The sequence below is a fragment of the Arthrobacter tecti genome, assembly GCF_054511355.1.
The window spans coordinates 245,460-271,813 of sequence record NZ_JBTNCT010000003.1 but is presented as its reverse complement, the minus strand read 5'-3'; the positions used below and the strand labels follow the sequence as shown (position 1 = coordinate 271,813).

General features: G+C 63.2%; 26 protein-coding genes. 10 read left to right on the top strand and 16 right to left on the bottom strand.

Going from position 1 to position 26,354, the window contains the following annotated elements; genetic code table 11:
- Positions 1–25: 25 nt before the first annotated feature.
- Entirely contained in the window at positions 26–691 is a 666-nt protein-coding gene (locus ACX80C_RS05985; protein WP_459325369.1) for a histidine phosphatase family protein, read from the bottom strand.
- Between the two features lie 194 nt (positions 692–885).
- Here ACX80C_RS05985 and ACX80C_RS05980 point away from each other — a divergent pair, with 194 nt between their 5' ends.
- Both ACX80C_RS05980 and ACX80C_RS05975 read left to right on the top strand, forming a co-directional pair.
- On the top strand, positions 886–1,437 hold the full coding sequence (locus ACX80C_RS05980; RefSeq protein WP_459325368.1) for a YceI family protein: 552 nt from the start codon (positions 886–888) through the stop codon (positions 1,435–1,437).
- Between the two features lie 166 nt (positions 1,438–1,603).
- Positions 1,604–2,305 (top strand): hypothetical protein, encoded by a 702-nt coding sequence (locus ACX80C_RS05975; protein WP_459325367.1) that lies wholly within the window; start codon positions 1,604–1,606, stop codon positions 2,303–2,305.
- Between the two features lie 15 nt (positions 2,306–2,320).
- On the opposite strand, the gene ACX80C_RS05970 is transcribed toward ACX80C_RS05975, so the two are convergent.
- On the bottom strand, positions 2,321–3,031 hold the full coding sequence (locus ACX80C_RS05970; protein ID WP_167994561.1) for a redox-sensing transcriptional repressor Rex: 711 nt from the start codon (positions 3,029–3,031) through the stop codon (positions 2,321–2,323).
- Between the two features lie 130 nt (positions 3,032–3,161).
- Positions 3,162–3,458 (bottom strand): glutaredoxin family protein, encoded by a 297-nt coding sequence (locus ACX80C_RS05965; protein WP_459325366.1) that lies wholly within the window; start codon positions 3,456–3,458, stop codon positions 3,162–3,164.
- Between the two features lie 142 nt (positions 3,459–3,600).
- Here ACX80C_RS05965 and ACX80C_RS05960 point away from each other — a divergent pair, with 142 nt between their 5' ends.
- Positions 3,601–4,443: an HAD family hydrolase gene (locus ACX80C_RS05960; protein WP_459325364.1), complete on the top strand. Its 843-nt coding sequence runs from the start codon at positions 3,601–3,603 to the stop codon at positions 4,441–4,443.
- A gap of 40 nt (positions 4,444–4,483) precedes the next feature.
- Here the strand turns inward: ACX80C_RS05960 and ACX80C_RS05955 are convergent, their stop codons facing one another.
- The 3 genes from ACX80C_RS05955 to ACX80C_RS05945 all read right to left on the bottom strand — a co-directional run bounded on the left by ACX80C_RS05955 (position 4,484) and on the right by ACX80C_RS05945 (position 6,205).
- Positions 4,484–4,582 (bottom strand): 30S ribosomal protein bS22, encoded by a 99-nt coding sequence (locus tag ACX80C_RS05955; protein ID WP_003792170.1) that lies wholly within the window; start codon positions 4,580–4,582, stop codon positions 4,484–4,486.
- 173 nt (positions 4,583–4,755) lie between these two features.
- On the bottom strand, positions 4,756–4,968 hold the full coding sequence (locus ACX80C_RS05950) for a helix-turn-helix domain-containing protein (protein ID WP_167994565.1): 213 nt from the start codon (positions 4,966–4,968) through the stop codon (positions 4,756–4,758).
- A 133-nt stretch (positions 4,969–5,101) separates the two neighbouring features.
- The gene (locus tag ACX80C_RS05945) at positions 5,102–6,205 is read right to left on the bottom strand and encodes a 3-deoxy-7-phosphoheptulonate synthase (RefSeq protein ID WP_459325363.1); all 1,104 of its coding nucleotides are present in this window, start codon (positions 6,203–6,205) and stop codon (positions 5,102–5,104) included.
- A 312-nt stretch (positions 6,206–6,517) separates the two neighbouring features.
- Between ACX80C_RS05945 and ACX80C_RS05940 the strand changes: the two genes are divergently transcribed.
- The gene (locus ACX80C_RS05940; RefSeq protein ID WP_459325362.1) at positions 6,518–8,299 is read left to right on the top strand and encodes an HNH endonuclease signature motif containing protein; all 1,782 of its coding nucleotides are present in this window, start codon (positions 6,518–6,520) and stop codon (positions 8,297–8,299) included.
- 113 nt (positions 8,300–8,412) lie between these two features.
- Here the strand turns inward: ACX80C_RS05940 and ACX80C_RS05935 are convergent, their stop codons facing one another.
- From ACX80C_RS05935 to ACX80C_RS05925, 3 genes are all read right to left on the bottom strand, one after another.
- On the bottom strand, positions 8,413–8,610 hold the full coding sequence (locus tag ACX80C_RS05935) for a hypothetical protein (RefSeq protein WP_459325361.1): 198 nt from the start codon (positions 8,608–8,610) through the stop codon (positions 8,413–8,415).
- Between the two features lie 71 nt (positions 8,611–8,681).
- Entirely contained in the window at positions 8,682–9,131 is a 450-nt protein-coding gene (locus ACX80C_RS05930; protein ID WP_459325360.1) for an ArsR/SmtB family transcription factor, read from the bottom strand.
- A 56-nt stretch (positions 9,132–9,187) separates the two neighbouring features.
- On the bottom strand, positions 9,188–10,336 hold the full coding sequence (locus ACX80C_RS05925) for an acetoin utilization protein AcuC (RefSeq protein ID WP_459325484.1): 1,149 nt from the start codon (positions 10,334–10,336) through the stop codon (positions 9,188–9,190).
- A 168-nt stretch (positions 10,337–10,504) separates the two neighbouring features.
- Here ACX80C_RS05925 and ACX80C_RS05920 point away from each other — a divergent pair, with 168 nt between their 5' ends.
- Positions 10,505–11,917: a TrkH family potassium uptake protein gene (locus ACX80C_RS05920; protein WP_459325359.1), complete on the top strand. Its 1,413-nt coding sequence runs from the start codon at positions 10,505–10,507 to the stop codon at positions 11,915–11,917.
- Positions 11,918–11,939: 22 nt separating this feature from the next.
- Positions 11,940–12,578: a potassium channel family protein gene (locus tag ACX80C_RS05915; RefSeq protein WP_167996002.1), complete on the top strand. Its 639-nt coding sequence runs from the start codon at positions 11,940–11,942 to the stop codon at positions 12,576–12,578.
- Between the two features lie 9 nt (positions 12,579–12,587).
- On the opposite strand, the gene proC is transcribed toward ACX80C_RS05915, so the two are convergent.
- The 4 genes from proC to ACX80C_RS05895 all read right to left on the bottom strand — a co-directional run bounded on the left by proC (position 12,588) and on the right by ACX80C_RS05895 (position 19,609).
- Positions 12,588–13,424 (bottom strand): pyrroline-5-carboxylate reductase, encoded by an 837-nt coding sequence (gene proC, locus ACX80C_RS05910; protein WP_459325483.1) that lies wholly within the window; start codon positions 13,422–13,424, stop codon positions 12,588–12,590.
- Between the two features lie 522 nt (positions 13,425–13,946).
- A complete protein-coding gene (locus ACX80C_RS05905; protein WP_459325357.1) occupies positions 13,947–14,981 on the bottom strand; it encodes a Ppx/GppA phosphatase family protein in 1,035 nt (344 codons plus the stop codon).
- Between the two features lie 62 nt (positions 14,982–15,043).
- Positions 15,044–17,803: a type I DNA topoisomerase gene (gene topA, locus ACX80C_RS05900; protein ID WP_459325356.1), complete on the bottom strand. Its 2,760-nt coding sequence runs from the start codon at positions 17,801–17,803 to the stop codon at positions 15,044–15,046.
- 189 nt (positions 17,804–17,992) lie between these two features.
- A complete protein-coding gene (locus tag ACX80C_RS05895) occupies positions 17,993–19,609 on the bottom strand; it encodes a DUF7059 domain-containing protein (protein ID WP_459325482.1) in 1,617 nt (538 codons plus the stop codon).
- A 47-nt stretch (positions 19,610–19,656) separates the two neighbouring features.
- On the opposite strand from ACX80C_RS05895, the gene ACX80C_RS05890 reads away from it, so the two are divergent.
- Positions 19,657–20,133, top strand: coding sequence for a hypothetical protein (locus ACX80C_RS05890; protein ID WP_459325355.1), 477 nt, complete (start codon positions 19,657–19,659; stop codon positions 20,131–20,133).
- A 189-nt stretch (positions 20,134–20,322) separates the two neighbouring features.
- A complete protein-coding gene (srmL, locus tag ACX80C_RS05885; protein ID WP_459325354.1) occupies positions 20,323–21,435 on the top strand; it encodes a PheS-related mystery ligase SrmL in 1,113 nt (370 codons plus the stop codon).
- A gap of 24 nt (positions 21,436–21,459) precedes the next feature.
- On the opposite strand, the gene trhO is transcribed toward srmL, so the two are convergent.
- Positions 21,460–22,377: an oxygen-dependent tRNA uridine(34) hydroxylase TrhO gene (trhO, locus tag ACX80C_RS05880; RefSeq protein WP_459325352.1), complete on the bottom strand. Its 918-nt coding sequence runs from the start codon at positions 22,375–22,377 to the stop codon at positions 21,460–21,462.
- Positions 22,378–22,474: 97 nt separating this feature from the next.
- On the opposite strand from trhO, the gene ACX80C_RS05875 reads away from it, so the two are divergent.
- Both ACX80C_RS05875 and ACX80C_RS05870 read left to right on the top strand, forming a co-directional pair.
- Entirely contained in the window at positions 22,475–23,125 is a 651-nt protein-coding gene (locus ACX80C_RS05875) for a GNAT family N-acetyltransferase (protein WP_459325350.1), read from the top strand.
- Between the two features lie 46 nt (positions 23,126–23,171).
- On the top strand, positions 23,172–25,526 hold the full coding sequence (locus ACX80C_RS05870; protein ID WP_459325349.1) for a DEAD/DEAH box helicase: 2,355 nt from the start codon (positions 23,172–23,174) through the stop codon (positions 25,524–25,526).
- A 69-nt stretch (positions 25,527–25,595) separates the two neighbouring features.
- On the opposite strand, the gene ACX80C_RS05865 is transcribed toward ACX80C_RS05870, so the two are convergent.
- Both ACX80C_RS05865 and ACX80C_RS05860 read right to left on the bottom strand, forming a co-directional pair.
- On the bottom strand, positions 25,596–25,979 hold the full coding sequence (locus ACX80C_RS05865) for an Rv3654c family TadE-like protein (RefSeq protein ID WP_459325347.1): 384 nt from the start codon (positions 25,977–25,979) through the stop codon (positions 25,596–25,598).
- Positions 25,976–26,353: a TadE family type IV pilus minor pilin gene (locus ACX80C_RS05860; RefSeq protein ID WP_459325346.1), complete on the bottom strand. Its 378-nt coding sequence runs from the start codon at positions 26,351–26,353 to the stop codon at positions 25,976–25,978. Before ACX80C_RS05860 ends, ACX80C_RS05865 begins: the two co-directional genes overlap by 4 nt.
- Position 26,354: the final 1 nt, after the last annotated feature.

Genomic DNA, 26,354 nt, shown 5'->3' with positions numbered 1-26,354 from the left:
ACTTCTACAACGTGTAGTAATACTATTACGCTCCCGGGATGTTCGCCGCACCGGGAAGCAGGTCAGCACACGGCTCTTCATACCGGACGCCGGTGAGTACGTCGTCGTCGAAGTAGAGCGAGGTCACCGAACTCAGTGTGCACCGTCGCTGCCGCGGGTCATGCCAGAGCCGCTTCCTCTCCGCAGCCAGCCGCGCAACCCAGATGGGTAACTGGTGGCTGACCATGATCGCTTCAGCGTCTTTGCCGCCCGCGGCGTCCAGAGCGTTCCGCCGTGCCTCGTGCACGGCTTCCATCACGCGGGTCACCTGTGCCTGGTATGGCTCGCCCCAAGAAGGTTTGAACGGGTTGTGCAGGGACTTCCAGTGCCGTGGGTGCCGCAGTTGCCTCGCGACCTGCGCCATGCCTTCGAAGCGATTCTCGGCTTCGATGATGCGCTCATCAGTCACCACAGTGAGCCCGAGTGTGCGCGCGGTGGGCGCGGCCGTTTCCTGTGCGCGCGTTAACGGCGAGGCAACAAGATGGACTATCTCGGCGCCGTCGTTCCGTCGCTTGGCGAAATGCGCAGCTACCCGTTCTGCCATCTCCTGCCCCAGTTCGGACAGGTGGAACTCGGGCAGCCGGCCGTAGAGGATGCCATCTGGATTGTGCACCTCGCCGTGGCGCACAAGATGGACGGTGGCTGTAGGCATATCCCAAGTTTCGCACCTCTCGGTTCAGGCAGCTAAATCGCGAAGCAGAGTCCCTTCCGTGGAGCCGCTCCAAAAATATTTGAAGATTGAAGTGATTCCTGGAATAAAAGATGCAAACGCATGTTTATTACAGGTACACCCGCTGTTCCGCCGATCGGCTGGGCAGCACATCGACAGACATCAGGAGAACAATCATGGCAATCCCCACCGGACTCACCCAGGGCACCTGGAACTTCGACGGCGCGCACAGCGAGGTCGGCTTCACCGTGCGTCACGCAGGCATCAGCAAGGTGCGCGGCAACTTCGACACCGTCGACGCCACCCTGCAGGTCGGCTCCTCACTTCAGGATTCGAAGATCACCGCGACCATCAAGACTGCCTCCTTCAACTCGAACGACGCCAACCGCGACGCCCACGTCCGCGGTGACGATTTCTTCGCTGTCGAAGAATTCCCGGAAATGACCTTCGAGTCCAAGCGTGTGGAAGGCGCCGGCGAGACCTACCAACTGGTGGGCGACCTGACCATCCGGGGCGTGACCAAGGAGGTTGTCATCGACACCGAATTCAACGGTGTGGCGATTGACCCCTTCGGCGCTACCCGCGCCGGATTCTCCGGCCAGACCGTCATTTCGCGCAAGGAGTTCGGTCTGACCTGGAACGCCGCACTTGAAGCCGGCGGCGTGCTTGTGGGTGACAAGGTGACGATTAACGTCGACGCCGCGTTCGTTGCCCCTTCGACCAACTAGCGCGTTGTGCCTACCCCAACCTCGCTCCGCTCGTCCGGGGCCCCTCGGCACTAGCTGAATCAGTTCTGTGGGGCGCGCGCTCCGGATGCCGCGCCCCGCAATGGTTTGTCAGCAGTTTCGCCCGAACTTCCCCCGCCTGGCGGCTTCCCGGCGGTACGCTGGGCGCATGAGCACGCCATCACACGATCCTCAGCCCTCCGAACGCGACCCGGACAAGCTATCCGGCACTGATCCCCTCAACCCGGCGGAACCGGGGCCAACCCAGAACGCCGGAGCCGGCCTCTCCCCCGAGCCGCAGAAGCCTGCTGCGGATGATCATCAGCGGCAGAGCGGGTCGCCATACGGCTACCAGGCAGCCCAGCCCTCGGGTTATGCCTACCCAGGCTCGGCCAGCATGCCCCAGGCGCAGCGTCCGCCGATGCCCAAGGAAGTGAACTTGGCTTTCTATCTCATCATCGCGGCCGGTGTGCTGAGCTTGATCTCCTCTGTTATTTCCTCCGGCTCCTCAGGAATGACCGGAAGCTTCGCAGCGGTTGGGGCGGGCTTCACCATCGCCTTCGCCATCATCGGCACCGCGATTTACGTTGCACTCGCCATCTTCATCCGCAAGGGACACAACTGGGCACGCATTACCGCCACGGTTCTAGCAGCCATCTCCGTTATCTTGATGATTATTGGCTGGATCGGCCTGGCAGCGCTGCAAAGCAACCCTGAACTGCTGGAGCAGGCGGCCCAGGGACAGTCGATGCCCGGAGCGTTCCAAATGATCCTCGGTATCGTCGTGACGTTGCTCGGCGTCGTCGGCGTCGTGCTGTGCTATCTCAAGCAGTCCAACCCCTACTTCAAGCCGGTGCCGCCCCAATACTAAGCTGCCGCTAGACCCTTATTGAGCCGCGCGGGCGCGGGGGCCGGATTCCAGATCCGGGTCCTGCGCCCGCTGTGCGTGGTAAGCCAGAATCTGCAGTTCGGTGGCCATGTCCACCTTGCGCAGCTGCACGTGGTCGGGGATCTGCAGCACAACGGGGGCGAAACTCAGGATGCTCGTAATGCCGGCATCCACCAGTTCATCGCACAGGGATTGTGCAACGCCCGCAGGCACGGCAAGGACGGCCATGTTGGCTCGGGTCCGGCCGAGTACGGTTGCAAGGTCCTGTACGGGGCTGACGCGAAGCCATCCGACTTCCGTTCCGACGATCAGCTGATCGGCATCGAAGAGGGCAACCACTTCGAAGCCGCGCGACTGGAATCCCGAATATCCCGCCAGCGCCCGGCCGAGGTTTCCTGCACCGACAATCGCAACGCGCCAATCCTGCGACAGGCCAAGCGCCGTCGAGATCTGGCTATTGAGGTACTGGACGTCATAGCCCACGCCACGGGTTCCGTACGAACCGAGATAGGACAGATCCTTGCGCAACATCGGCGAATTTACGCCGGCAGCCTCCGCGAGCTCGTCAGAGGATACCCGCTCAATGCCTTCCGCGAGCAACGAGTTCAGGGCGCGCAGGTAAATGGTGAGCCGCGCCAGCGATGCCGGCGGGATCTGTCTGCCCTGCTGCTCTCCGGCTGCGCTCCGCAGCCCGGGTATCTCCGACATTGTCACTGGTTCATCGCTCCATCACTGTGCAAGGCTGCGCCTGCAGCTCCGCCCGCCCGCCGGAGGATGACGGCGGGGGTATGTCCACTTTAGGTCGCCGGTGTGGGTGCTCAAAGTTGGCTTCGATACGCTACGCCAACAGCCGACGCAGACGGCCCTCGTCGATCGTCCAGAAGTCACGCTGAACACCGTCAATCAGAAGAACCGGAACCTCCTCAGAAAAGCGCTCCAGCAGCTCAGGGTGGTCACCGATGGACACTTCGTTCCAGCTGACCCCGAGTTCGTCGGTTACTCGTACGACGACGTTCCGCGCCTCCACACACAGGTGGCAGTCCGGGCGGGTGACCAGCACGAGGCCTGTGGCCCAGGGCTTTTCCGGCTTTTCAGACTTTCCCGGCTCTCCGGTCGACGCCTTGTGCTCGCTCATGCTGCCAAGCGTAGTGGGCCGGGGCGTCGTGCCGGCCTCCGGCCCTGTCGACGGCCGCCGTCGTCGTCCTTGTGCACCGCCGTCATGCCCTCAGGTCAAGGATTGCGGCGCCGGAGGCCCTCGCAGTGATTAGACTCGTTCTATGTCCGCTGCGAACCTCCGACCCGCCATCAACCCCGGGTCTTCGACGGTTGCAGCGTCCGCGGAAGAAGCGCCGATCGGCGGTCCTGCAGGAGAAGCTGCTTTCTTCGACGTCGACAACACCATGATGCGCGGTGCAAGTCTCTTCCACGTTGCGCGCAAGATGTACCAGCGACGCGCCTTCACGCTCCGCTTCGCCGCCGGATTGGCCTGGAAGCAGCTCCGGTTCGTCATGCGGGGCGAGAACATGACCGATATCCACGCCGTCCGGGATGCCGCGCTGGCGTTCGCGATCGGCATCGCCCATGAGGACGTTCTGGCCCTTGGCGAGGAGGTCTACGACGAAATGATCGCGTCGAAGATCTGGCCGGGCGCCCGGGCGTTGGCCGAGCAGCATCTGCGCAACGGCCGCCGGGTGTGGCTGGTGACGGGCACTCCCGTTGAGGTGGCGAGCGTGATCGCCAACCGATTGGGCCTGACGGGCGCCCTCGGAACAGTGGGAGAAGTTGCCGATGGTTTCTACACCGGCAAGCTGGTTGGCGAGTTCCTGCATGGACCGGCCAAAGCCGTTGCGGTCCGTGACCTCGCGGAAAAGGAAGGTCTGCACCTCTCCCGATGCTGGGGGTACAGCGATTCCTACAATGACATTCCGCTGCTCAGCATTGTTGGCCACCCGGTTGCAATCAATCCGGACCACCGGCTTCGGAAACATGCACGTGACCACAACTGGCCGATCTACGACTTCCGGAGTGGCCGGCGCGCTGCCACTTTGGGATTGAAGGCAGCGACCGGCGCCGGCGTCGTTTACGGGCTGTGGCGCGGCTTCGCCCGCATGAGGGGTTAAAGCAAAACCGGCCCGCCTCAATGGCGGACCGGATGCGATGCTACTTCTTGTTGCGACGCTGGTGGCGTGTTTTGCGAAGCAGTTTGCGGTGCTTCTTCTTCGCCATCCGCTTGCGGCGCTTTTTGATTACTGAACCCATAGAGTCCTCACAAACTATTCATTCCGGTTCCGAACGCGCTCCTACCCAGGTAGGGACGAACGGATCTGACAGTGACGTACATTGTGCGGCCGTCAACCGACCGCCTACGCAAAACGCTTCTTAACAGGATACCCGCTCCACGCAGGTCTGCCGACCGGGAAGGCAGTCCAGCGCTAGCCAGTGCCCGCCTCACCGTCCACGGACGCTGAGCGAAGATACTGTTCCACAGCCGACTCCGGCACGCGGTACGAACGGCCGAACTGCACGGCAGGCATCTCACCGGAGTGAACCAGCCGGTACACGGTCATTTTGGAAACCCGCATGACATCTGCGACCTCCGCGACCGTCAGGAAGCGCACATCGGCGAAGTTGCTCCCGCTAGTCATCTCACCACTGTCCTTTTCTCTGGAACCTAACCCTGAGATAGGCGTCCACCCACTTAGATAGAGCGCCGGACGGCGTGTCGCCTTGAGACCTGAGGATTATCCGTCTAGGGAGATACTCTAGTGGTTGAAGTGACTAAAGTGAAAGCTCGCTTCGGTCACGATCCACAACACCTCGACGACGCCGGGAGCCTCGCGCCAGATCCCCAAGAACCGACGCGGTGACACCCCATCCCATGCAGGCATCCGTGACGCTTTGCCCGTAGACCAGTTCACCGTGTGCAGCCACGTCCAGCTTCTGTGCTCCCTCCACGAGGAAGCTTTCCAGCATGACGCCAGCAATCGAATCAGAATGCTCGACGGCGGTTGCCAACTCGCGTGCGACCTCGGCCTGCCGCCGGTGATCCTTGCCGCTGTTGGCGTGGCTCGCGTCGACAATGAGACGCTCGTTCAAGCCAGCAGCCGCAAGCCGGGCAGAGGCGGCAGCAACGTGCGTTTCACTGTAGTTGGGCCCGTCCGAACCACCGCGCAGGATGAGGTGGGTGTCGGGGTTGCCGGAGGTGGAGACGAGGGCGGCGCGACCGTCGTCGTCGACCCCCAGGAAAGCCTGTGGCGACCCGGCCGCCGAGCACGCGTCCAACGCAACGCTGAGGCCGCCGTCGGTCCCGTTCTTGAAGCCCACCGGCATTGAAAGACCCGATGCCAACTGGCGGTGGATCTGGCTTTCAGTGGTGCGGGCGCCGATAGCGCCCCAACTCACCAGGTCCGCTACGTACTGGGGGCTAATCGGTTCAAGGAACTCTGTGCCAACCGGGAGTCCGAGTTCCCCCACGTTATGGAGGAAACCCCGCGCGGCGCGGAGACCGGCGGCGATGTCATGGGTGCCGTCCAGGTGCGGATCGTTGATGAGACCCTTCCAACCAATGGTGGTCCGCGGTTTCTCGAAGTAAGCGCGCATCACAATGAGGAGGTCCTCGCGATGTTGCGACGCGGCTCCGGCCAGCAGGTTTGCGTACTCAAGGCCCGCCTCCGTGTCGTGGATGGAGCAGGGTCCGACGACGACGAGGAGCCGGTCGTCCAGACCGTTGAGTACAGCGCGTACTTCCTCGCGGGAGCGCTGGATATGCTCCGTCAGGGATGCGTTGCAGGGAAGTTCAGCCACAAGTGTGGACGGCGAGGGCAGTGGTTCGATTCTTCGTACATGGACGTTCGATGAACCTGCAGTGGTGAGTGTTTTCATTGTCCCGGCTCTCTAGGGTGGTGCTCCTCAGCGGGGACTGTTTTCAGAACCCGCCGTGGAAACGACGAAGGGCAGGAAGCGTCTCCTGCCCTGTTGGCTCTGAAGGTGTTGGTCAGCGTATTAGGCCGCGGGCTCCTCCAGAGCCAACGAAAAATACGCATACCAACGGGTTGTCATGACATGCAGCGTAGCGGCACCTCTTCGATCCGGACAAGTGTGCGCCTGAGTATGACGAGTGTCGAAGCCCACGCAGCGATCTCAGACGTTTTCCACAAGCCTTCCATTCGTATATGTTTTCGAATAGAATTAGGTATGAGCTTAGCCGCGGTCATCGACACCCCCGATGTCGATGGTGAGCGCACCGGCTCTGTCACTGAGATCGGTGGTCGGCGAAATGGTTCCGGGCATCGTGTCGCTGAGCCCAATGGTTCGGAGGTCGACGTTGCGGACATCGATGGTGCGGAGATCGACGTTGCCGAGTTGAACCGGCTGGTTGCCTCGTTCGCTGCCGGCTTCGCTCAGGATTTCATCGGGATGGGCCCAGCTGAATTGGGCGAGTATCTCGCGGGGATTGAGGAATTATCCCGGACCGCGGAGTACCTCCAGGTCGTCGCCGCTACTGCGGTGGACCGCAGGAACGCCGCTGCAGGAGGCCGGCCCGCCGAAGGAGACCCCTCCACCGGTGGCGCCGGATTCGTCTTCAACACCCCCGACTCGAACACCGCTTTCAGTCCCTCCGGTGATAGGCGGTCGGTGTACCGGTGCACCGCGGAGTACCTGCAGGACCGGTTACGGATCAGCCGCAGCGAAGCCACCCGCAGGCTCCGCCTCGGCGCCAAACTCCTACCCCGCACCACCCTCACCGGCGACACCCTCCCGGCGCCCCTGGAGCACCTCGCAGCAGCCGTCTCCCCCAGCAATGTCTCTGCCAGTAACATCTCTGCCGGGGGCATCTCTGGCAGTAACGTCTCCGGCCGGTCAGCCACCCTGATCGCCACCGCACTGGACCGTGCACGCTTCGTTGCTGAACCCGCGGTGCTGGAGACCATGGAAGCCCAACTCACCGCCAACGCCACCACCTACGACCCGGACTTCCTCACCCGGCTCATCCGCCGCTGGGAAGCACACCTGGACCCCGACGGACCAGAACCCGCCGACAAGGAACTCGCTGCACGGCAAGGCGTGTTCCTGCGCGGCAAAAAACGCGGACTGCACCTGTTGGACATCGCAGCCACCGACGAACAATACGAATACCTCACCACCATCATGAACACCACCACCAATCCGCGCACACAACCCGGCACTGCCCGCGGCGGCGGTGGCGTCAACGCCGCACCGGCCGGCGAGGGTGACGATGGCGCTAACGAAAACGGAACGATCGACAGCAGCCAGAATGACAGCGCACACGCTGCTGAAGGTCAGGAAACCTTCGAAACCGGGACCCGGGCCCAGCTACTCCTCGACGGGCTCATCGGCGCCTGCCAGATAGCACTGGCCACCGATAAACTGCCGGCAACCGGCGGACACCGACCACAACTCCTGGTCACCATCGACTACCAAACCCTCCTCCGGGAAGTAGCCGAAAACGGCGCCATCCCCGGCGCCACCAATGAGTTGAACAGCCGCCACCACCACCACGACGACACAGGCAACAAACCAACCGCGATCACCGACGGCGCGTCGTTCGCGTTCACGGGACCTGTCAACGCCCGGACCGTCCGAAAACTCGCCTGTGACGCCGACATCATCCCCATCGTGCTCGGCGGGACCAACGAGATCCTTGACCTGGGCCGCACCCAACGACTTTTCACCGTCAAGCAGCGCAAAGCGCTCCACGCACGTGACAAGGGTTGCGCCTTCCCCAGCTGCAGCATGCCAGCGCACTGGACCGAAGCCCACCACATCACCCCCTGGTCACACGGCGGAACCACCAACACCGACAACGGCGTACTGCTCTGCTCCCACCACCATCACCTCATCCATCAAGGCGACTGGACCATCGAGATCAAGCACCACACACCCTGGTTCATCCCACCCCAACAACTCGACCCCCAACAACAACCCAGACGCAACCACTACTGGACCCTCAACTGAGGAACAAGAGGCCGGCGAACACGCACCCAAGAGCGCTCCTAAATCCACGGACACAGGAGCGCAGCGAGACGTCGCTTGCGGCCCGCCACAATCGGCGCTGCCTGCTGTCTGCTCTACGTCCTGCTTCGCGTCCGCATCACAAGTACAGCCGCTCCCAGCGCCCCGGTCAGGGCAGCAAGCGTCAGCGTAAGCCACAACTGGTAAGGCTCGTGCGCCTCAAACAGCGGCGGAACCGACAAGATGAGAGCGGCTGCTGAAAGTGCCATCGCAACAAGAATGGTCAGGAATCGGTGATTACTGTTCTGGCTCATGTCTTTTCCTCACATCATGCTTGGCCGCTGGCGAATACACGCAGGAGACCCGGCAAGGTCCCGCTCCGCAACTACTCTTTGCGGCGACGCAGCTTCGGAAACTGCGAGAGCAGATCCGCCGCCCGCTCGGCAGCCCGACCGACAGTCCTACCGAACGGCTGAACCCCATCGCCATTCTGAAGGCCGGGCATACTCGCAACGAGGTCACCCGCTTCCGGCTCCGTCACAGCAGGAGCCAGAGCCTGGGGTGGCTGCTGGACCGGCAACTCGAACTCGGATAGCCAGGCTGCAACAGCGTGTAGAGGCTCGGTGTTCAGCGTGTAGAACCGCTTCTGCCCCTGCGCACGCATGGAAACCAGCCCGGCCTCCCGCAACACCTTCAAGTGTTTGGAAACCGTGGGCTGACTGACCGCCAGCTCTTCCACCAATTCGCCTACGGCTTTGTCCCCGTCCCGCAACGATGCAAGGATCTGTCGGCGGGTGGCTTCAGCGATGACGGCGAATACATCATCCATGACCATCCCATTACCATAACCGCATATATCCCTCAGGGCATCACGAGGGCATTATCCAGCGGTTAGTCGAACCAAGGGTCCAAGCCGTGCAAGGGGAAGACTGCCCTGCGCGTGGCCATGATGGACCTGTCCAGACTTTCGTTCGGATCAAAGCCCGCCTCCCACGATTGCCACCACAGGTCCGCTCCGTCACCCAGCACCGCGGGCACCCTACGCCCGTAACGTTCGCTGACGTAAGACCGCCACTCGGCCGGCACCGGCGTCGTCGTCGTGATGTCCGCACCAACCGCTACCGCGGTGAGAAGCGTCCACGATCTCGGCACAACTGACGTGATGTTGTATCCGCCGCCGCCGGTCGCAATCCAACGGCCCTCGCAATACCGTGAAGCGAGGTCTCGGATGCTCAGGGCTGCAGAGTGCTGAGCGTCGACCGAGATCCGCAGGTTAGTCAGCGGATCTTCCACATGGCTGTCACAACCATGCTGACTCACAATCACTTCCGGCTGGAACGCCTCAGCCAGTTGCGGAACGACCGCATGGAATGCCCGCAGCCAGGCTGAATCACCCGTGGTGGTCGGAAGGGCAACGTTCACGGCATAGCCATGCGCATTCGGCCCGCCGATCTCATCGGAAAACCCGGTTCCGGGAAAGAGGCTCATCCCGGTCTCGTGAAGTGAGATGGTCATCACCCGTTTGTCGTCCCAGAAGATCTCCTGGGTTCCATCGCCATGATGAGCATCTACGTCGACGTAAAGAACCCGCTGCACTCCGCCGTCCAGAAGGCGCTGGACAGCCGCAGCGGCGTCGTTGTAGATGCAGAACCCGCTTGCACGGGCACGACCCGCGTGGTGCAGACCGCCGCCGAAGTTCACCGCATGCTGCACACTGCCGGAAAGCACGGCATCGGCCGCAGCGAGCGAACCACCTACCAATCGTGCGCTGGCCATGTGCATGCCACTGAAAGCAGGAGTGTCCTCCGTGCCCAGCCCTGCCGTTCCGTCTGTGCCATCCGGGTCAGCGTCCGCCGCTTTCACCGCTGCCACATATCCGGCATCGTGGACCGTGCATAACTCGCTGTCGGCGGCCACCTCGGGAACCTCGATGCTTACGTGCGGTAGGTCAAACAGTCCGACGGCGCGTACCAGCCTCGCGGTGAGATCAAGCCGACGCGGGTCCATGGGATGGTGGGCACCAAAATTGTACGCAAGCATGGAGTCGTCCCACACCACTCGGGTGCTGAACACAGGAACGGGCGCACTGGACACCTCAGCAGGCTACGCGATCGGCGCCGCTCCTGCCCACAGGCGTTGGCTGGAAGTGGTTTACTACTCGAAGGACTCTAGCGGGCAACTCGAGTGAATCGGAGCTGATCGACAAGGATGGCAAGAGAACAACCGTCCTGGTTGGGAGGTACTGACCAGGTCCGTTTCCGCCCGCTCGCGCGGATTCGCGACTTCGTCGACGGGGTAGTCAACAGCTCTCCAGCGCGGGTCGCGCTACTGGTCTTTTTCCTTGTGGTCATCGTCTTCACCGCCCTGCTGAGCCTGCCGCTCGCATCCGCATCCGGAGAATTCACGCCGCTGCACGATGCCCTGTTCACCGCAGTATCCGCCGTTTGCGTGGTGGGGCTGACCGTAGTGTCGACGGCGGCTTACTGGTCCTTCTTCGGCCAGCTCATTATCCTCATCGGGATATTCGTAGGCGGACTGGGGACCCTTACGCTGGCATCGGTGCTGGCGCTCATGGTGAGCAAACGCCTTGGAGTCAGGGGCAAACTACTCGCCCAGTCAGCGCTGAACAACGCAAGCCGCCTGGGTGAAGTCGGCACCCTGCTGCGGATTGTCATCACCACGTCGGTGGTGGTTGAGATAGCCCTGGCCGTAGCCCTCATCCCACGGTTCATGATCCTCGGGGAACCGTTCTGGCAGGCAGTCTGGCACGGCATCTTCTATTCAATATCCGCCTTCAACAACGCGGGTTTCACGCCGCACACAGACGGACTGGTTCCCTACGAGACCGACCTCTGGATCCTGGTCCCACTGATGATCGGCGTGTTTGTCGGAAGCCTTGGCTTCCCTGCAATCCTGATCATCCTGCAGTTCAAACACCACATCAGCCGATGGAGCCTGCACACGAAGCTGACTGTGAACGTATCGCTGATTCTTCTGGTCGTGGGAACCCTCCTCTGGGGCGCGATGGAGTGGAGCAACAGCAGCACGATCGGCGGCCTGAGCTTCGGCGACAAGGTGATTCACTCAGTTTTCGCGTCCGTCATGACCCGGTCCGGCGGCTTCAACCTGGTTGATCAGGGGCAGATGGAGCCCACCACGATGCTCCTGACGGATGCCCTCATGTTCGCGGGGGGCGGGTCTGCCTCCACAGCCGGCGGAATCAAGGTCACGACGCTTGCGATCATGTTCCTGGCTATCCTCGCCGAGGCGCGCGGCGATTCCGACGTCCGTGTGTACGGACGAACCATCCCCCAGGGCGCAATGCGCGTCGCCATCTCAGTGATCTTCATGGGCGCCACATTGGTGCTTGTCGGGACCGGACTTATTCTCTGGATCTCCGGTGAAGAACTCAACCGTGTCCTCTTCGAGGTGATCTCGGCCTTCGCTACCTGCGGACTGAGCACCAACCTCAGCGCTGAATTGGATCCGGAGGGGAAGTACGTGCTCTCCGCACTTATGTTTGCCGGACGCCTGGGAACGATTACCCTTGCTTCTGCGCTTGCACTGCGGCAGCGCAGCACCCTCTACCACTACCCCGAAGAGAGGCCCATCATTGGCTGACAGACCAGCACACAACGCACCGGTGCTCGTAATCGGGTTGGGCCGCTTCGGGTCGGCAACGGCCGAGCAACTGGTGAAACAGGGGCGCGAAGTCCTTGCCATCGAGAAGGACCAGCAGTTGGTCCAGAAGTGGTCCGGCACGCTGACCCACGTGGTCGAGGCCGACGCGACCAACATCGACGCGCTTCGCCAGCTCGGGGCGCAGGAGTTCACTGCCGCCGTCGTCGGTGTTGGTACCTCGATTGAATCCAGCGTGCTGATCACGGCTAACCTGGTGGACCTGAATATCGACAACCTGTGGGTCAAAGCGATTACGCCGTCCCACGGCAAGATCCTGAAGCGTATCGGCGCCAACCACGTCATCTACCCTGAGGCTGACGCCGGCCAGCGTGCGGCGCACCTGGTGGGCGGCCGCATGCTGGACTTCATCGAGTTCGACGACGGCTTCGCAATCGTCAAGATGTATCCGCCGAAAGAGACCCAGGGCTTTACCCTCGGCGAATCGGCGGTGCGGTCAAAATACGGTGTAACCGTTGTCGGCGTGAAATCCCCCGGCGAGGACTTCACCTACGCCCGTCCCGAAACCAAGGTGACCAGCCGGGACATGCTGATCGTCTCGGGCCACGTGGACCTGCTGGAACGGTTCGCCGCGCGTCCCTGATCGTGCCCGCTAGCGACCGTCCAACTCCTTCGTGATGGCGCCTGCACGCTCGGCAGCGGCCCGGGCACCGGCAGCGACGATGTCCGGGAGCCCCTGCTCGTCAAAGGTTGCGATGGCCCGTTCCGTGGTGCCGTTCGGGCTGGTGACTGCCTTCCGGAGCGCGGTCGCGTCAGCGCCCTCCTCGGCCAACATGTAACCGGCGCCGGCGACGGTCTGCGTAGCCAGCAGCTTGGCCAGATCCTCGTCGAGTCCCAGCTTCACACCAGCGGCCGCCATCGCTTCAGCAAGGTAGAAGGCATAGGCCGGACCGGATCCGCTCACAGCGGAAAGGGCGTCAACCTGATCCTCGGGAATTTCGACGACGGTCCCGGCAGCCGACAGGATGGTCCGCGCCTGCTCCATTAACTCGTCAGTGGCGTGAGCGCCCGCCGAGATGGACAGTACGCCGCGGCCAAGGCTCGACGGAGTATTGGGCATACTGCGGATAACGGGCTGACCCTCGGGCAGCGCCGACTCCAGCATGTCGATCGAGATAGCAGCAGCAACACTGATCACCACTGTGCCGGGTTTCAGCGCGGGAGAAATCTCCCGGGCCAGATCGAGGATGCCAACCGGCTTCACGCCCAGCAGTACGACGTCGGCACCTCCAGCCGCCCGACGGTTCGCCTCTGTCTCCGCGGTTGAGGACAGAACCTGAACGCCGTGCCGCTTCGCCAGGTCTGCGGCTTTCTCCGGATCCCGGACTGTTGCTGTGACCTGACCAGAGGGAACTCCCGCAGCCAGCAACCCGGTTAGGATTGCGCCGTTCATGGACCCGCAGCCGAGGAATGCAATGTGCTGTGAAATGTTGTTACTCATCAGGACATCGTGTCATGGTCACGCTTTCCCAGCATCCTCACAGCCCGCTCAAGGCGCAGACCCAAGAAATACCAGTACATTCGTTATTACCTCATAAAGGTGCGAGTGATGGGCCGGGTTTTCCCTGACCCGGCCGGTGCCGGTGAGCCGCGGATGTGTTTCCCCCAACCACTCCGATATGGCTCACCGGCACTTCCCTTTTGCGGGCCGTCCGGCGTCTAAATGTTGCCGCTTCTTTCAGTGGCCACCCCCGAGCCTCTTCGAATACACACGGAACGCCCAGCTTCTCTTAGGGCAACGCTCACACACGGCTCTTAGTGTGGAATACACCTCCTAGAGGTGCGAGTGATGATCGGCCAGGTCCTCCCTAGCCTGGCCAAGGTGCCGGTGAGCGAATGCGAGTGTTTCCCCCAAACACTTTTCCTGCTCGCCGGCACCTTTCGGGTTCCAATGCGCAATGGCGATATCAGATCCCGGGTCACTCACCTTCAGGATCTGGGCCCGTCGCCCTTAGGATCTAGCGGCGAGCGGCGATGAGTCCACACTGCGTTGCGCGGTTTCGGGCGTCCGGAACTGCACGTGTCCCACACCGACCGACGGCATGGGCTCACTGGCCTCGAACATCAGGGTGTCGAAGCGTCGCAGGATCAATCCCTCACGCAGCGCCCAGGGACAGATCTTCATCTCCTGGACGTCGAAAATCTCAAGCGCGGCTTCCGCCACCAGCGCACCGGCCAGGACCTGCGGCGCTCGAAGTTCGGATACCCCGTCAAGGCTCACGCGATCACTCAGCGACATGGCCTCAAGCCGCTTCGCCCACAACCGGAGATCCTCAAGACGCAGTGTGCGGCGGACAAACGGGCCCGCTCCCGACGGCGCAGCACCGGCCATCCGTGCCAGAGACCGGAAGGTCTTTGACGTTCCTGCCACAAGATGGGGCTCGCCAAGGCGCTCAAAGTCGCCGGCTGCGTCTTTCAAAGTCTTTCGGATGTAGCGGCGGAGATCCTTCACGTCCTTCGGTGAGGGCGGGTCTCCGGGCAACCAGTTCCGGGTCAGCCGGCCGGCGCCCAGTGGGACGGACAGTGCAACCTCCGGCAACTCGTCATGGCCCATCGCCATTTCGAATGAGCCACCGCCAATGTCGAGGTTGAGGATTGACCCGGCTCCCCATCCGTACCAGCGCCGGACCGCCTGGAAGGTCATTGCGGCTTCCTGGTCACCCGTGAGCTCCTGGAGCACCACGGACGTCTCCGCCTCCACCCGGCGCAGGACATCTTCGCCGTTCCCGGCCTCCCGTATAGCCGAGGTACAGAATGCGAGGAAATCTTCCGCCCGGTGCTCCGACGCGAATTCCTTCGCCTGCAGGATGAAACCGATCAGTTCACGTTGGCCTTCATCGGTGATCCGGCCGTCAGCATCCAGGTACGCAACCAGTTGCAGCGGCCGCTTGTGGGAAGCGTATGGCACCGGACGAGCGCCCGGATGTGCGTCCACCAGCAGCAGATGCACGGTATTTGAACCAATGTCGAGGACGCCTAGCCGCATGGTCCCATTATCTCGCGCTTCACTTTCATGCCTTTCATTGCCCGCGACGAAGGATCGCGGGGCTACTTCCGCGCCGCCGTCTTGCGCTTGGCCGGTGCACGTCCACCGGATTTGCGCGGTGCCGGTCCCTTGGCGCGCTTCTCGGCAAGCAGGGCCACTGCTGTCTCCCGGGTCAGTTCCTCGATCGCCGTGGATCGTGGAACCGTGATGTTTGTAACGCCGTCGGTAATGTACGGACCGAAACGCCCGTCCTTGACCACGATCGGCTTCTCCGACACCGGATCATCACCGAACTCCGCCAGCGGCGGCGCGGCAGTCCGGCCACCACGCTGCTTGGGCTGGGAGTAGATCTCCAACGCCTGTTCCAGGGTGATCGTGAAGATCTCTTCTTCGGATCCGATGGAGCGCGAATCGGTCCCCTTCTTGAGATACGGCCCGAAGCGGCCATTCTGGACCGTGATCTCCTTGCCCTCGGCGTCCTCGCCGAGGACCCGCGGGAGGTTCATGAGCTTGAGTGCATCCTCGAGCGTGACCGTATCGATGGACATAGACTTGAACAGCGAACCTGTGCGCGGTTTGGCCTTCACCGGCTTCTTCGGCGGTTTGGGCTTGCCGTTCTTGTAGTACTCCACCGGCTGGTTCGCCAGGTCCTCAGCGGTCGGCTCAGGAATCAGTTCAATGACGTACGGTCCGTACCGGCCGTCCCGCGCAACGATGGTCCGGCCGGTTTCGGGGTCGGTGCCAAGCGCACGTTCCTCCGAGGCCGGATTGTTCATGAGCTCAATGGCTTTCGCTGCCGTCAACTCATCCGGAGCGAGGTCCTCGGGCACATTGGCACGCTGCGGTTCTGTTCCCTCCGGCGCGTCTGGGGCCAGGGGCTTCTCCAGATACGGGCCGAACTTGCCGACCCGCAGCACAATGCCTTCAGCAATCTCCACCGAGTTGATACGCCGGGCATCAATCTCACCGAGATCATTGACGATGGTACTGAGGCCGGTTTCCTTGCGGTCGCCGTAGTAGAAGTGATTGAGCCACTCCACACGGCCTTCCTCGCCGCGCGCAATGCGGTCCAGATCCTCTTCGAGCTCCGCCGTGAAGTCGTAGTCGACGTAATTGTGGAAGTGCTCCTCAAGAAGCCGGACCACTGAGAACGCGATCCAGCTGGGAACGAGCGCCTGCCCTCGGACCCGGACATAACCGCGGTCCATGATGGTTGAGATGGTCGCCGCATAGGTGGACGGCCTGCCGATTCCGCGTTCTTCGAGCACCTTCACCAGGGAAGCTTCCGTATAGCGCGGCGGCGGGGAGGTCTCGTGGCCCAGCGCTTCGACCGATTCCGCACCCAGGCCATCACCGGGCGCAAGGTTCGGCAACCGGCCACCCTGACCGCCGTCGTCGGCTGCTTCCACCGCATCATCTGAATGTCGGGCGGCGTCGCGACCCTCCTCATACGCGGCCAGGAAGCCCCGGAAGGTGATAACCGTGCCCGACGCCGAGAACTCGGCGTCCTGCCCACCGGCGGTGACGGCGCCCAACCGCACCGACGCCGTGGAGCCTTTAGCGTCAGCCATCTGGGATGCGACGGTCCGCTTCCAGATCAGCTCGTACAGGCGGAACTCGTCACCGCGAAGTTCCTTGGCGACCTGCGCGGGCGTGCGGAAGGAATCTCCCGCGGGACGGATGGCTTCGTGGGCTTCCTGCGCATTCTTCGACTTGCCCTTGTAGACCCGGCGCGCTTCCGGCACATACTCGGCCCCGTAGAGTTCGGATGCCTGGCGTCGGGCAGCGTTGATCGCCTGATCGCTCAGCGACGGCGAATCCGTACGCATATAGGTGATGTAACCGTTCTCGTACAGGCGCTGGGCTACCTGCATGGTCACCCGCGAGGAGAACCGCAGTTTGCGAGCGGCTTCCTGCTGGAGCGTCGAAGTGGTGAACGGCGCCGCAGGACGGCGGGTGTAGGGCTTGGTGTCAACGGAGCGCACCTCAAAGGCGGCCTGCAAAAGGTTCTCAGCGAGCGAGTTGGCGGCCGCTTCATCGAGCAGCGTGACGTTCTGCGCCTTCAACTCGCCGAGGTCCGTGAAGTCCTTGCCGGTTGCTACCCGCGTTCCGTCAACGGAGACCAGCTTCGCTTTGAACGCCTCCCCCTTGGAGGTGTCCTCGGGTGAGAAAACGCCCGTCAGGTCCCAGTACGACGCCGAGCGGAACGCCATGCGCTCACGCTCACGCTCAACCACCAGGCGCGTGGCAACGGACTGCACACGGCCCGCGGAAAGCCCGCGCGCCACCTTCCGCCAGAGGACGGGAGAAATTTCGTAGCCGTAGAGACGATCAAGGATGCGACGGGTTTCCTGTGCGTCAACCATGGGAATATCCAGGTCCCGCAGCTCTTCCATGGCCCGCTGGATGGCCTCCCGCGTGATTTCAGGGAACGTCAGGCGATAGACCGGAACCTTGGGCTTCAACACCTCAAGGAGGTGCCACGCGATCGCCTCGCCCTCCCTGTCACCGTCAGTGGCCAGGTACAGTTCGGTGGCATCCTTGAGCGCTGCCTTCAGCTCAGCGACGCGCTTCTTCTTGTCCGCCGACACAACGTAGTACGGCTCGAAATCATTATCGAGGTCCACCGCGAACTTGCCGACCGAGCTTTTCTTCAGTTCCGCGGGCAGGTCCGATGGCTGGGGCAGGTCACGGATGTGCCCCATGGATGCGGTGACTTCAAAACCTTCACCGAGGTAGCCCGCAATTGTCTTGCTCTTGGCCGGAGACTCGACGATGACGAGCTTCTTGCCGGGCTTCTTGTCCGTTGCCTTAGCTGGCACTTCTCTCCTCGATACGGGTGCTTCTTAAATAGCAGGACAACCGCTCATTGATGAGCACTTATGCGCGATTGGCGGACGTCCTGCCTTCACAGTATGCGGCATGCCTACCTGCACTAGGGTAACGGCTTGTCTGCGGAGCACCCGCCACCGGGCTGCGCACTGTGGGTAAAGCGACGACGCCGGGATGGATCAGGACATGAGAGCAGGAACCAGGAAACCTTCGTCCACGAGGTTGCGGACGTCGCCCAGCAAACCGGCGCGGAAGCCGTCGTCGTTCCTCTCCAACAGGGCCGCGAGAGCCCCGATGATCTGCCCGGCGGTCAGGTCGCCGTCGCATGCTGATACGAAGCCGGCCAGCTCCGTAGTGAGGATGTTCGTCCGCCGGAACCCTGCGCCCTGCCTGAGCAGGATGACGCCGGGATGCTCCGCCCCTGGCCGCTGGTGGCGCTCCTCAGTGACGTCCTCAGCGACCAGGAGATGTTCGTCAGTGAGGTTCCCGATCCGCCCGAGCCAGTCGTGGCGGGCAACCGCTGCGCCCACATGCGGCCCGATCGGCTGATCGAGTTCGTAGGTGATCTCCTCGAAGCGCCTCAGCGTAGCGGGCGAGCCCGCGTTCCGCAGCCACACCATCCCGAAACCGATGCTCCCGACGCTGCGGGATTCAAAGTCCGAAAGGTACGCCCCGAATCGGTCCGCGAAACGCGCGGGCTCGCGGTTCTCCGCTGCGTCACGCAACCAGGTTTCGGCGTAGTGGGTGGGTGTGAGCTGTTCCCGCTGGACCACCCAGGCATCGGCCTTCTCCGGCAACCATCCTGAGATCCGTGCGTGCCACGCAGCGCCGTCGGGAATCTCCCAGTTTCCCAAAAGCTGCGCCGTTCCGCCGGGAACCAGCACCGACGGCAGTGTGCGAATCAGTGTAGAGACGATGTCGTCCCCGGGAAGCCCGCCGTCGCGGTATGTGAACTGCTCCTCCACCGCCTCGCCAGGAATCCGAGGGGTGATGACGAACGGCGGGTTGGACACCACTTGGTTGAATGTCTCCCCCGCGACCGGTTCGAGGAGACTGCCATGCCGTAGTGACACCCGCTCCTCAAGGTTCGCAGGATCAATACCGAGCGCCTTCGCGTTGAGCAACAGATTGAAGCGGGTCACGGCGAGCGCCCGTTCGGAGAGATCCGTTGCGGTTACGTGCTCCGCGTGGGCGAGCAGATGGAAGGTCTGGATCCCACAGCCGGTGCCGAGATCCAGGGCACGCTCGACAGGCGTGCGCGCCGCAAACCGGGCGAGCGTCAGGGAAGCCTGCCCGATTCCCAGCACGTGATCCGCACGCAGCACGCCGGGACGCAGACGGGATCCCGTATCCGAAGCCACCCAGAGGTCTCCCCCGGTGTCGGATGAGTACGGGCGAAGATCCACCGCCGCGCGGAGGTGCGTGCCGCCGTCGTCGTGCTCTTCCACCAGTCCCAGCGCCTGCAACCCAGCGGCGCCCGTCCCCGGAAAGGCGGCGTCCAGGGTGTGCCCGGGTAGGGCCTCGCCGAGCAGGAACAAGAGTACGACGACGGCGAGTTGCCTCGTTCCCGCGTCTTCCCTGGCGGCTTCTTCCTGGGCGGCGTCTTCCCGAGCGGCGCGGGCTGCGAGGAGCGCGGGAACCACCTGATCGCGGTCCAGCGCTGCGTACGCATCCGGGCCGATCAGGGTTGCGACGCCGTCGATCGTGTAATTGGCGGCTCGAAGGTCGGCGGCGAGCCGATTGAGCATGTCCTGGTCAGTGCTCTGCGGGGCGCCCGGCACGGAAGCGAAATTCATCACGGTGGCAAGTCTATTTTGCTTACGCGGTGCGCTTTACTGGAGGAATGGGGAAAATATTGCGTTGCACGGTGGCCGGATTTGTGGGACTCGCTGCGGTGGCCGGAGTGAGTGCGTGTACTTCGTCGGAACCGGATCCCGTACCGGTCGACCTGGACGCCACGGACCTTATCTCCTGGACGGATTCCGTTCTGGGTGAACGCGACGGCATGTCGTTTTCGAGCAGACACGAGGGCGCGGGTGAGACCGGCGGATCGTTCTACGACGCCGAAGCGGGTTGGTACGCCGTTGAAATGGTGTGTGTCGGCGGCAACGGCATGACCCTGCACATCGAAGCGGACGGCGAGCCCGTCGGAAACGGCTCCACCAACTGCAACAGCTTCAGCGTCACGGCTTATATCGAACTTCTGGAATCGGCCAATCAGGTCGACCTGGAAGTAACCAACTCGGGTGAGCAGATGCTCTGGGCAGTGCAACTTACACCCGGACCGCCTCCCAGCGTGCCACCGGCGGCAGGCGGGTAGCGAACCTATTGCCCGGCAACACGTCCATGTATCATCGGGTCATGCTTGTTGCTCAGCGATTTATCAGCCCCCGGCCGCTTGTCGGCCGTGAGGGCCTCACGCTGCGCACCTGATTCCAGCTAAGTCCACACGGTGTTCGCGGCCGGGGGTTTCCTTCGAAATCCTCCCGACACCAGCCAAGGACCAGCCATGTATCTCAGCATCCCCCAACTCACCTCCGCCCTCTCCCTTCGTGACCTGAGCGACCCCGCCCAGGGCGAACACGCTATGCAGACCCTGCTTGCCGACGTCGTCAATGCTCTGACGGAAACGTGGACCATACCCGCGACCGTCCACCGGACCACTCCGCTCGTGGCAACGGCCGACAACTATGACCGACTCGGCTACGCGCCCGACGACGTTACCCGCGACGCGCGCTACTCCCGCCATGCGAGCCCCACCGTGATGCTGCGGAGCCACACCTCCGCCGGCATACCCGCAGTACTGGATTCGCTCGCCTCATGGCAGGACGCCTATGACCGGCTCCACGTCCTGCCCGGGCTGGTATACCGGCGGGACGCAGTGGATCGAACCCATGTGGGTGCTCCGCACCAGGTGGATCTGTGGCGGATCAAAGCCCGCGGGCTGCTGACTGATGGCGACCTGCATAACCTGGCCGGCGCCGTCGTCGGGGCTGTACTTCCGGGCGCCCGCTGGCGGGCAGTCCCGGCGAATCACTCCTATACCTCGCACGGGATGCAGATCGACGTGGAAACTCCTGCCGGGTGGTTGGAGCTCGCCGAATGCGGGATGGTGGGAGCGAAGATCCTGCGCGGATCGGGGCTGGACCCCCGGCGCTGGAGCGGCCTCGCGCTCGGAATGGGCCTTGACCGGGCGCTCATGCTGCGCAAGGGAGTCGACGACATCCGGTTGCTGCGGTCCCTGGATCCACGGATTGCCTCCCAGATGCTCGATCTCGGGCCCTGGCGTCCTGTCTCCCTGATGCCGGCCGTGCGCCGCGATCTATCCATCCTGTGCCGCCCCGACGCAAACGAGGAGACGCTCGGGGACATCGCACGGGAAGCGCTGGGAGGCGACGCCGACGTGCTGGAGTCCCTGGCGATCCACACCCGCACGCCGGTCGCGCAGCTGCCGTCGGCCGCTTATCTACGCCTGCAGGCTCAGCGGGGTCAGGAGAATCTGCTGGTGCGCCTGACCCTGCAGTCACTGGACCGTACTCTTACCGACGCCGAGGCCAATGCGCTGCGGGACCGCGTCTATGTGGCGTTGCACGAGGGCCCGGTACTGGAGCTCACCGGTTGACGCGCACCCGTTAGGCGGCGGCTGTTACTCCGCTCCTACGGCGGTGGCCTCGGACTCGTCCAATTCACACCCCTGCGGACAGCGCAGGGTGGACGGGTCGGCGGCACACCCCGCGCAGTAAAGGGTGAGGTTACGGCAGCTCTGGTTCGAACAGTTCTCGAACTTGTTGGTGGGCGCCTTACAGCGGACGCATTTACCGATCGTCCTGGCGTCCTTGCTGAACTCCACGTGCATCCGCTTGTCGAAGACATACAGCGATCCCTCCCACAACCCGGCATCGCCGTAGGTTTCGCCGTAACGGGCAATTCCGCCCTGCAGCTGGTAAACCTCGTTGAAACCGCGGTTGACCATGAGGCTTGAAAGGACTTCACACCGGATTCCTCCGGTGCAGTAGGTGACCACGGGCTTGTCCTTGAGGTGGTCGTACTTGCCGGAGTCGAGCTCACTCACGAAATCGTGGGTGGTGTTCACATCCGGCACAATGGCGTTCCGGAACCGGCCGATCTGCGCTTCGAGGGCATTGCGTCCGTCGAAGAAGACGACGTCGTCGCCGCGTTCGCCAACCAGGTCATGAAGTTGCTCGGGCCGGAGGTGCTTACCGCCGCCGACTACGCCGTTCTCGTCCACCTTCAGCTCACCGGGCGCGCCGAAGGACACGATCTCCTCGCGAACCTTGATGCTGAGCCTCGGGAAGTCCTCTGCGCCGCCCTCGGACCACTTCACATCAAGCTTCCTGAATGCCGGATACTCGCGGGTGGTCTTCACATACTGCTTCACGGCATTGAGCTCACCACCCACAGTGCCGTTGATGCCGTCCTTCGAGATGAGGATCCGGCCGCGCAGCCCCAGCTTCTCGCACAGGGCACGCTGCCACAGCCGGATCGCTTCGGGATCAGGTAACGGAGTGAACGCGTAATAGAGCACGATGCGGTTCATTGACACGCATTCAAGGGTACCGGGGTACCGGCGCCAGGTCTCAATACTGCAACCTCGCTCCCGCGCTATGTTCAAGCGGACGTCCCGCCACTATCGTTCAGTCATGGTTGCATCTCTCTCCGAAGACCTCGTCCGCACCTGGATTGCGGGATGGGCTGCATGCCGCGGGTACACACCTGTTGACCACGGCCGTTGGATGTCCGTACTGCTCACTGACCAGCAGAACCATCACGAAGACATCGTCTACGAACCCACCATCGGAGAGTTCCTTGCGCTGGCCCAGGAAACCCGGACGGACCACTACCGGGTGCTGACCGTCGTGACCAACCGTATGCAGGACCTGATAGACGCCGCCGCACCCCTTGGAATGCGGGTCTCCGACCGTGAACAGGCGCTGATGTGCGTCGACATGGAGGGCCAGGACGTCGAGGATCCGCTGCCTCCGGACGAAGAGTTCAAGCTGGAGCACCTCCGAGAGGAAACCTGCCGGCGAGTGCGCGTGCTGGTCGATGGCGAAGAGGCAGCCCGCGGTTCCGTTGCCAAGCAGGGCGAGTTCGCCGTCTATGACCGGATCGTCACTTCGGAGCGGTTCCGGCGTCGCGGTCTCGGCAGTTTCGTGATGCGCGCGCTCACGGCTGCGGTCCTGGAGGACGACGTCGACACCGGGCTCCTCATGGCATCCTCAGATGGCCGGCACCTGTACCAATATCTTGGCTGGACCCACCTTGCGGACGTCTTCGTGATCCGTCGCTGACGGGCTTTCACCCGGCCGATTTGGGGACAAGTGGCAAGATGGCTAGGTGCCTGCCCATGATTCCCTGATTCCGCTGCTCGGCGGCGTGGATCCTGAGCAGTTGGTCCATGTGCGCGAACTGCCGGCGCGGGATGCCGTTCACAGTCCGTGGCCCGATTGGGTGCACTCGGACGTTATAGCGGCGTATCAGGGGTTGGGGATCACCGAACCGTGGAAGCACCAGGTTGAAGCGGCGGATGCTGCCCACAGGGGCTCCAATGTGGTGGTGGCGACCGGGACGGCATCCGGTAAGTCGCTCAGTTATCAGCTTCCGGTACTCGACGAGATTCATCGCGCGGGCCTTGCGGGAGAGGTATCGCTTGAGCCGACCGGCGCCGTCGCACTGTATCTTTCCCCCACGAAGGCGCTCGCGGCCGACCAACTTTCGGCCATCAATGCCCTGGGTCTGCCGACGGTTCGTGCCGACACGTACGACGGCGACACCGACTCCGGTGCCCGGCGCTGGATCCGGGACCACGCCAACCTGGTGCTCGCCAACCCTGACATGCTCCACTACGGCATCCTCCCCAACCACGCCTGGTGGGCCCGGTTCTTCCGGCGGCTGGCCTATGTGATCGTGGACGAGGCACACAGCTACCGCGGTGTCTTCGGATCCCACGTTGCCAATCTGTTGCGGAGGCTGCGCCGCGTGTGTGCGTCCTACGGTGCTGATCCGGTCTTCATCGGCGCGTCGGCAACCTCTGCAGCGCCCGCTCAATCGTTCGGAAAGCTTATTGGCGCACCGGTCACCGCTTTTACCGAGGACACCTCGCCTCATGGATCCACCACGGTGGCTTTCTGGGAACCACAGCTCACGGACCTGCGGGGCGAGAACGGCGCCCGGCAACGGCGAACCGTCATCGCCGAAACCTCGGACCTGCTGACCAACCTCGTATCCGCGCAGGTCCGGACGATCGCCTTCATCAAGTCGCGTCGCGGAGCGGAAAGTATCGCCGCGAACACCAAGCGTCTGTTGAGCGAGGTTGAACCGAGCCTGCCTTCGCGGGTTGCGGCCTACCGCTCGGGCTACCTGCCGGAGGAGCGCCGTGAGCTTGAATCAGCGCTGCGCTCGGGCCGGCTGCTGGGCGTAGCGAGCACCTCTGCACTGGAACTCGGTATTGACATCTCCGGACTCGACGCGGTGCTCGTGGCGGGGTGGCCAGGGACCCGTGCGTCGTTGCTTCAGCAGATCGGGCGTGCCGGGCGGTCCGGGCAGGACGCACTCGCTGCTTTCGTTGCCAGCGATGACCCACTGGACACCTACCTGGTGCACCATCCGGAGGCGGTGTTCGACGTCGGTGTGGAGGCGACGGTGTTTGATCCTTCCAACCCCTACGTGCTGGGGCCGCATCTGTGCGCAGCGGCAGCCGAGCTACCGCTGACTGTCGATGATCTACCCATGTTCGGCGAAACCGCTAGGGAGCTGTGCGACCAGCTTGTTGACCAGGGACTGCTGCGAAACAGGCCCGCCGGATGGTTCTGGACCCACCCGCAGAGTGCGGCGGGCATGGTGAACCTGCGGGCGGACGGCGGCGGCCCGATCAACATCATCGAAAGCGGAACCGGCACCGTCCTTGGCACCATGGATTCGCCGCAGAGCCACTATCAAGCCCACATGGGCGCGGTGTACGTTCACCAGGGACAGAGCTACGTGGTGGACGAACTGAATGAGCAGGACCACTGCGCCATGGTGACACGGTCCAATCCGGACTACTACACCCAGGCTCGTGACGTTACCCAGATTGAGGTCATCGCAGAGCACCGTAACGAGCCCTGGGGGCCAATCCGTGTCTGCTTCGGGGAGGTGAAAGTCACCACCCAGGTGGTTTCGTTCCAGCGGAAGGCTTTCGTATCCAACGAGATCCTCGGCGAGGAACCGCTGGATCTGGGTGCCCGGGACCTGTTCACCAAGAGCGTCTGGTTCGAGTGCGACAACGAACTGCTTGAACGCTCGGGATTGACGGCAGCAGACCTGCCTGGGGCCCTGCACGCTGCTGAGCATGCGGCCATCGGGCTCCTTCCCCTGGTGGCTTCCAGTGACCGCTGGGATATTGGCGGCGTTTCGACCGCTCTACATGCTGATACTGGGTTGCCTACGATCTTTGTGTACGACGGTCACCCGGGTGGTGCCGGCTTCGCCGAGCGGGGCTTCGAAGCGGCGAAGCCCTGGCTGAGCGCGACCGCCGATGCGATCCGGTCCTGCGAATGCCCTGCCGGCTGCCCGTCTTGTGTGCAGTCGCCGAAATGCGGCAACCGAAACAACCCGCTGAGCAAGAGTGGTGCCCTGACTCTGCTGCAGATGCTGCTGGCGCAGGCTCCGAACGGTGAGCCTGCGCCAACCAGCACCGATTTGTGTACGTAATAGCTCCTTTCGGTTGGTTCGGTCTCCTGCGGCCGGCCGGAATCTCCGGCTGCGATTCACCGGCTACTGTCAGCGGCCGGCCGGTTCGGATGGTGGGCCGGCTCTCGCCCGGCCTTCCGCTGGAGGCAGTATGGGCGTTGACTCCACCGCTGTGGCGACCTGAACTATGTGTTCAGCTTCACCCTGAAGGAGGCAGGCCGTGAGCCGCGCACCGTGTCGGCCCGCAACCTCCGAAGCAACCTCACAGGGGACCCCATCCCTGAGGCCTCTTGCCGCGTCAGCGGCGGCAAGCGCGGACAGGTCCGCCGCGGTGGCAGCCCGGGATGCAGCCACGGATGCCTGCGCAAACAAGATCACGATCGTGAGGAGCAGCAGCGCGCTCATCCCCACTCCGACCATAAGCACCGTGCCTACGCCCGTCTCCGCCTCGCCGGTCCTACTGTCCAGTTTCACGGGTCCTCCGGAGTCGCGTAGGCACGGGCCGAGAGATCCAGCTCGAAGAGGTGCAGGACAGGGGCATCCACCGTGGATGACACCACAACCGACGAGAAAGAGCCGCTGGACTCAACTGCCAGTTGGGCGCCGTCCCCCGCAATGCGTCGGACAGTCGCGTCCACTACTGCTGAAGACTCTCCGCGCATGATCTCGCGCGCACCGGCCCTCGCTGCCTCCTCGATCCGGAGCTGGGTCAGTCCCACCGATGCAGCTGCCAGCACGACAGCTATCAGTGCAACCACCGCAGGCAGCGCCACCGCTACTTCCGCCGTCACCGCTCCGGCATCGCCTGCCTGCGGTACACGCCTGCCGCTGAAGCCTGGCCGGGCCATC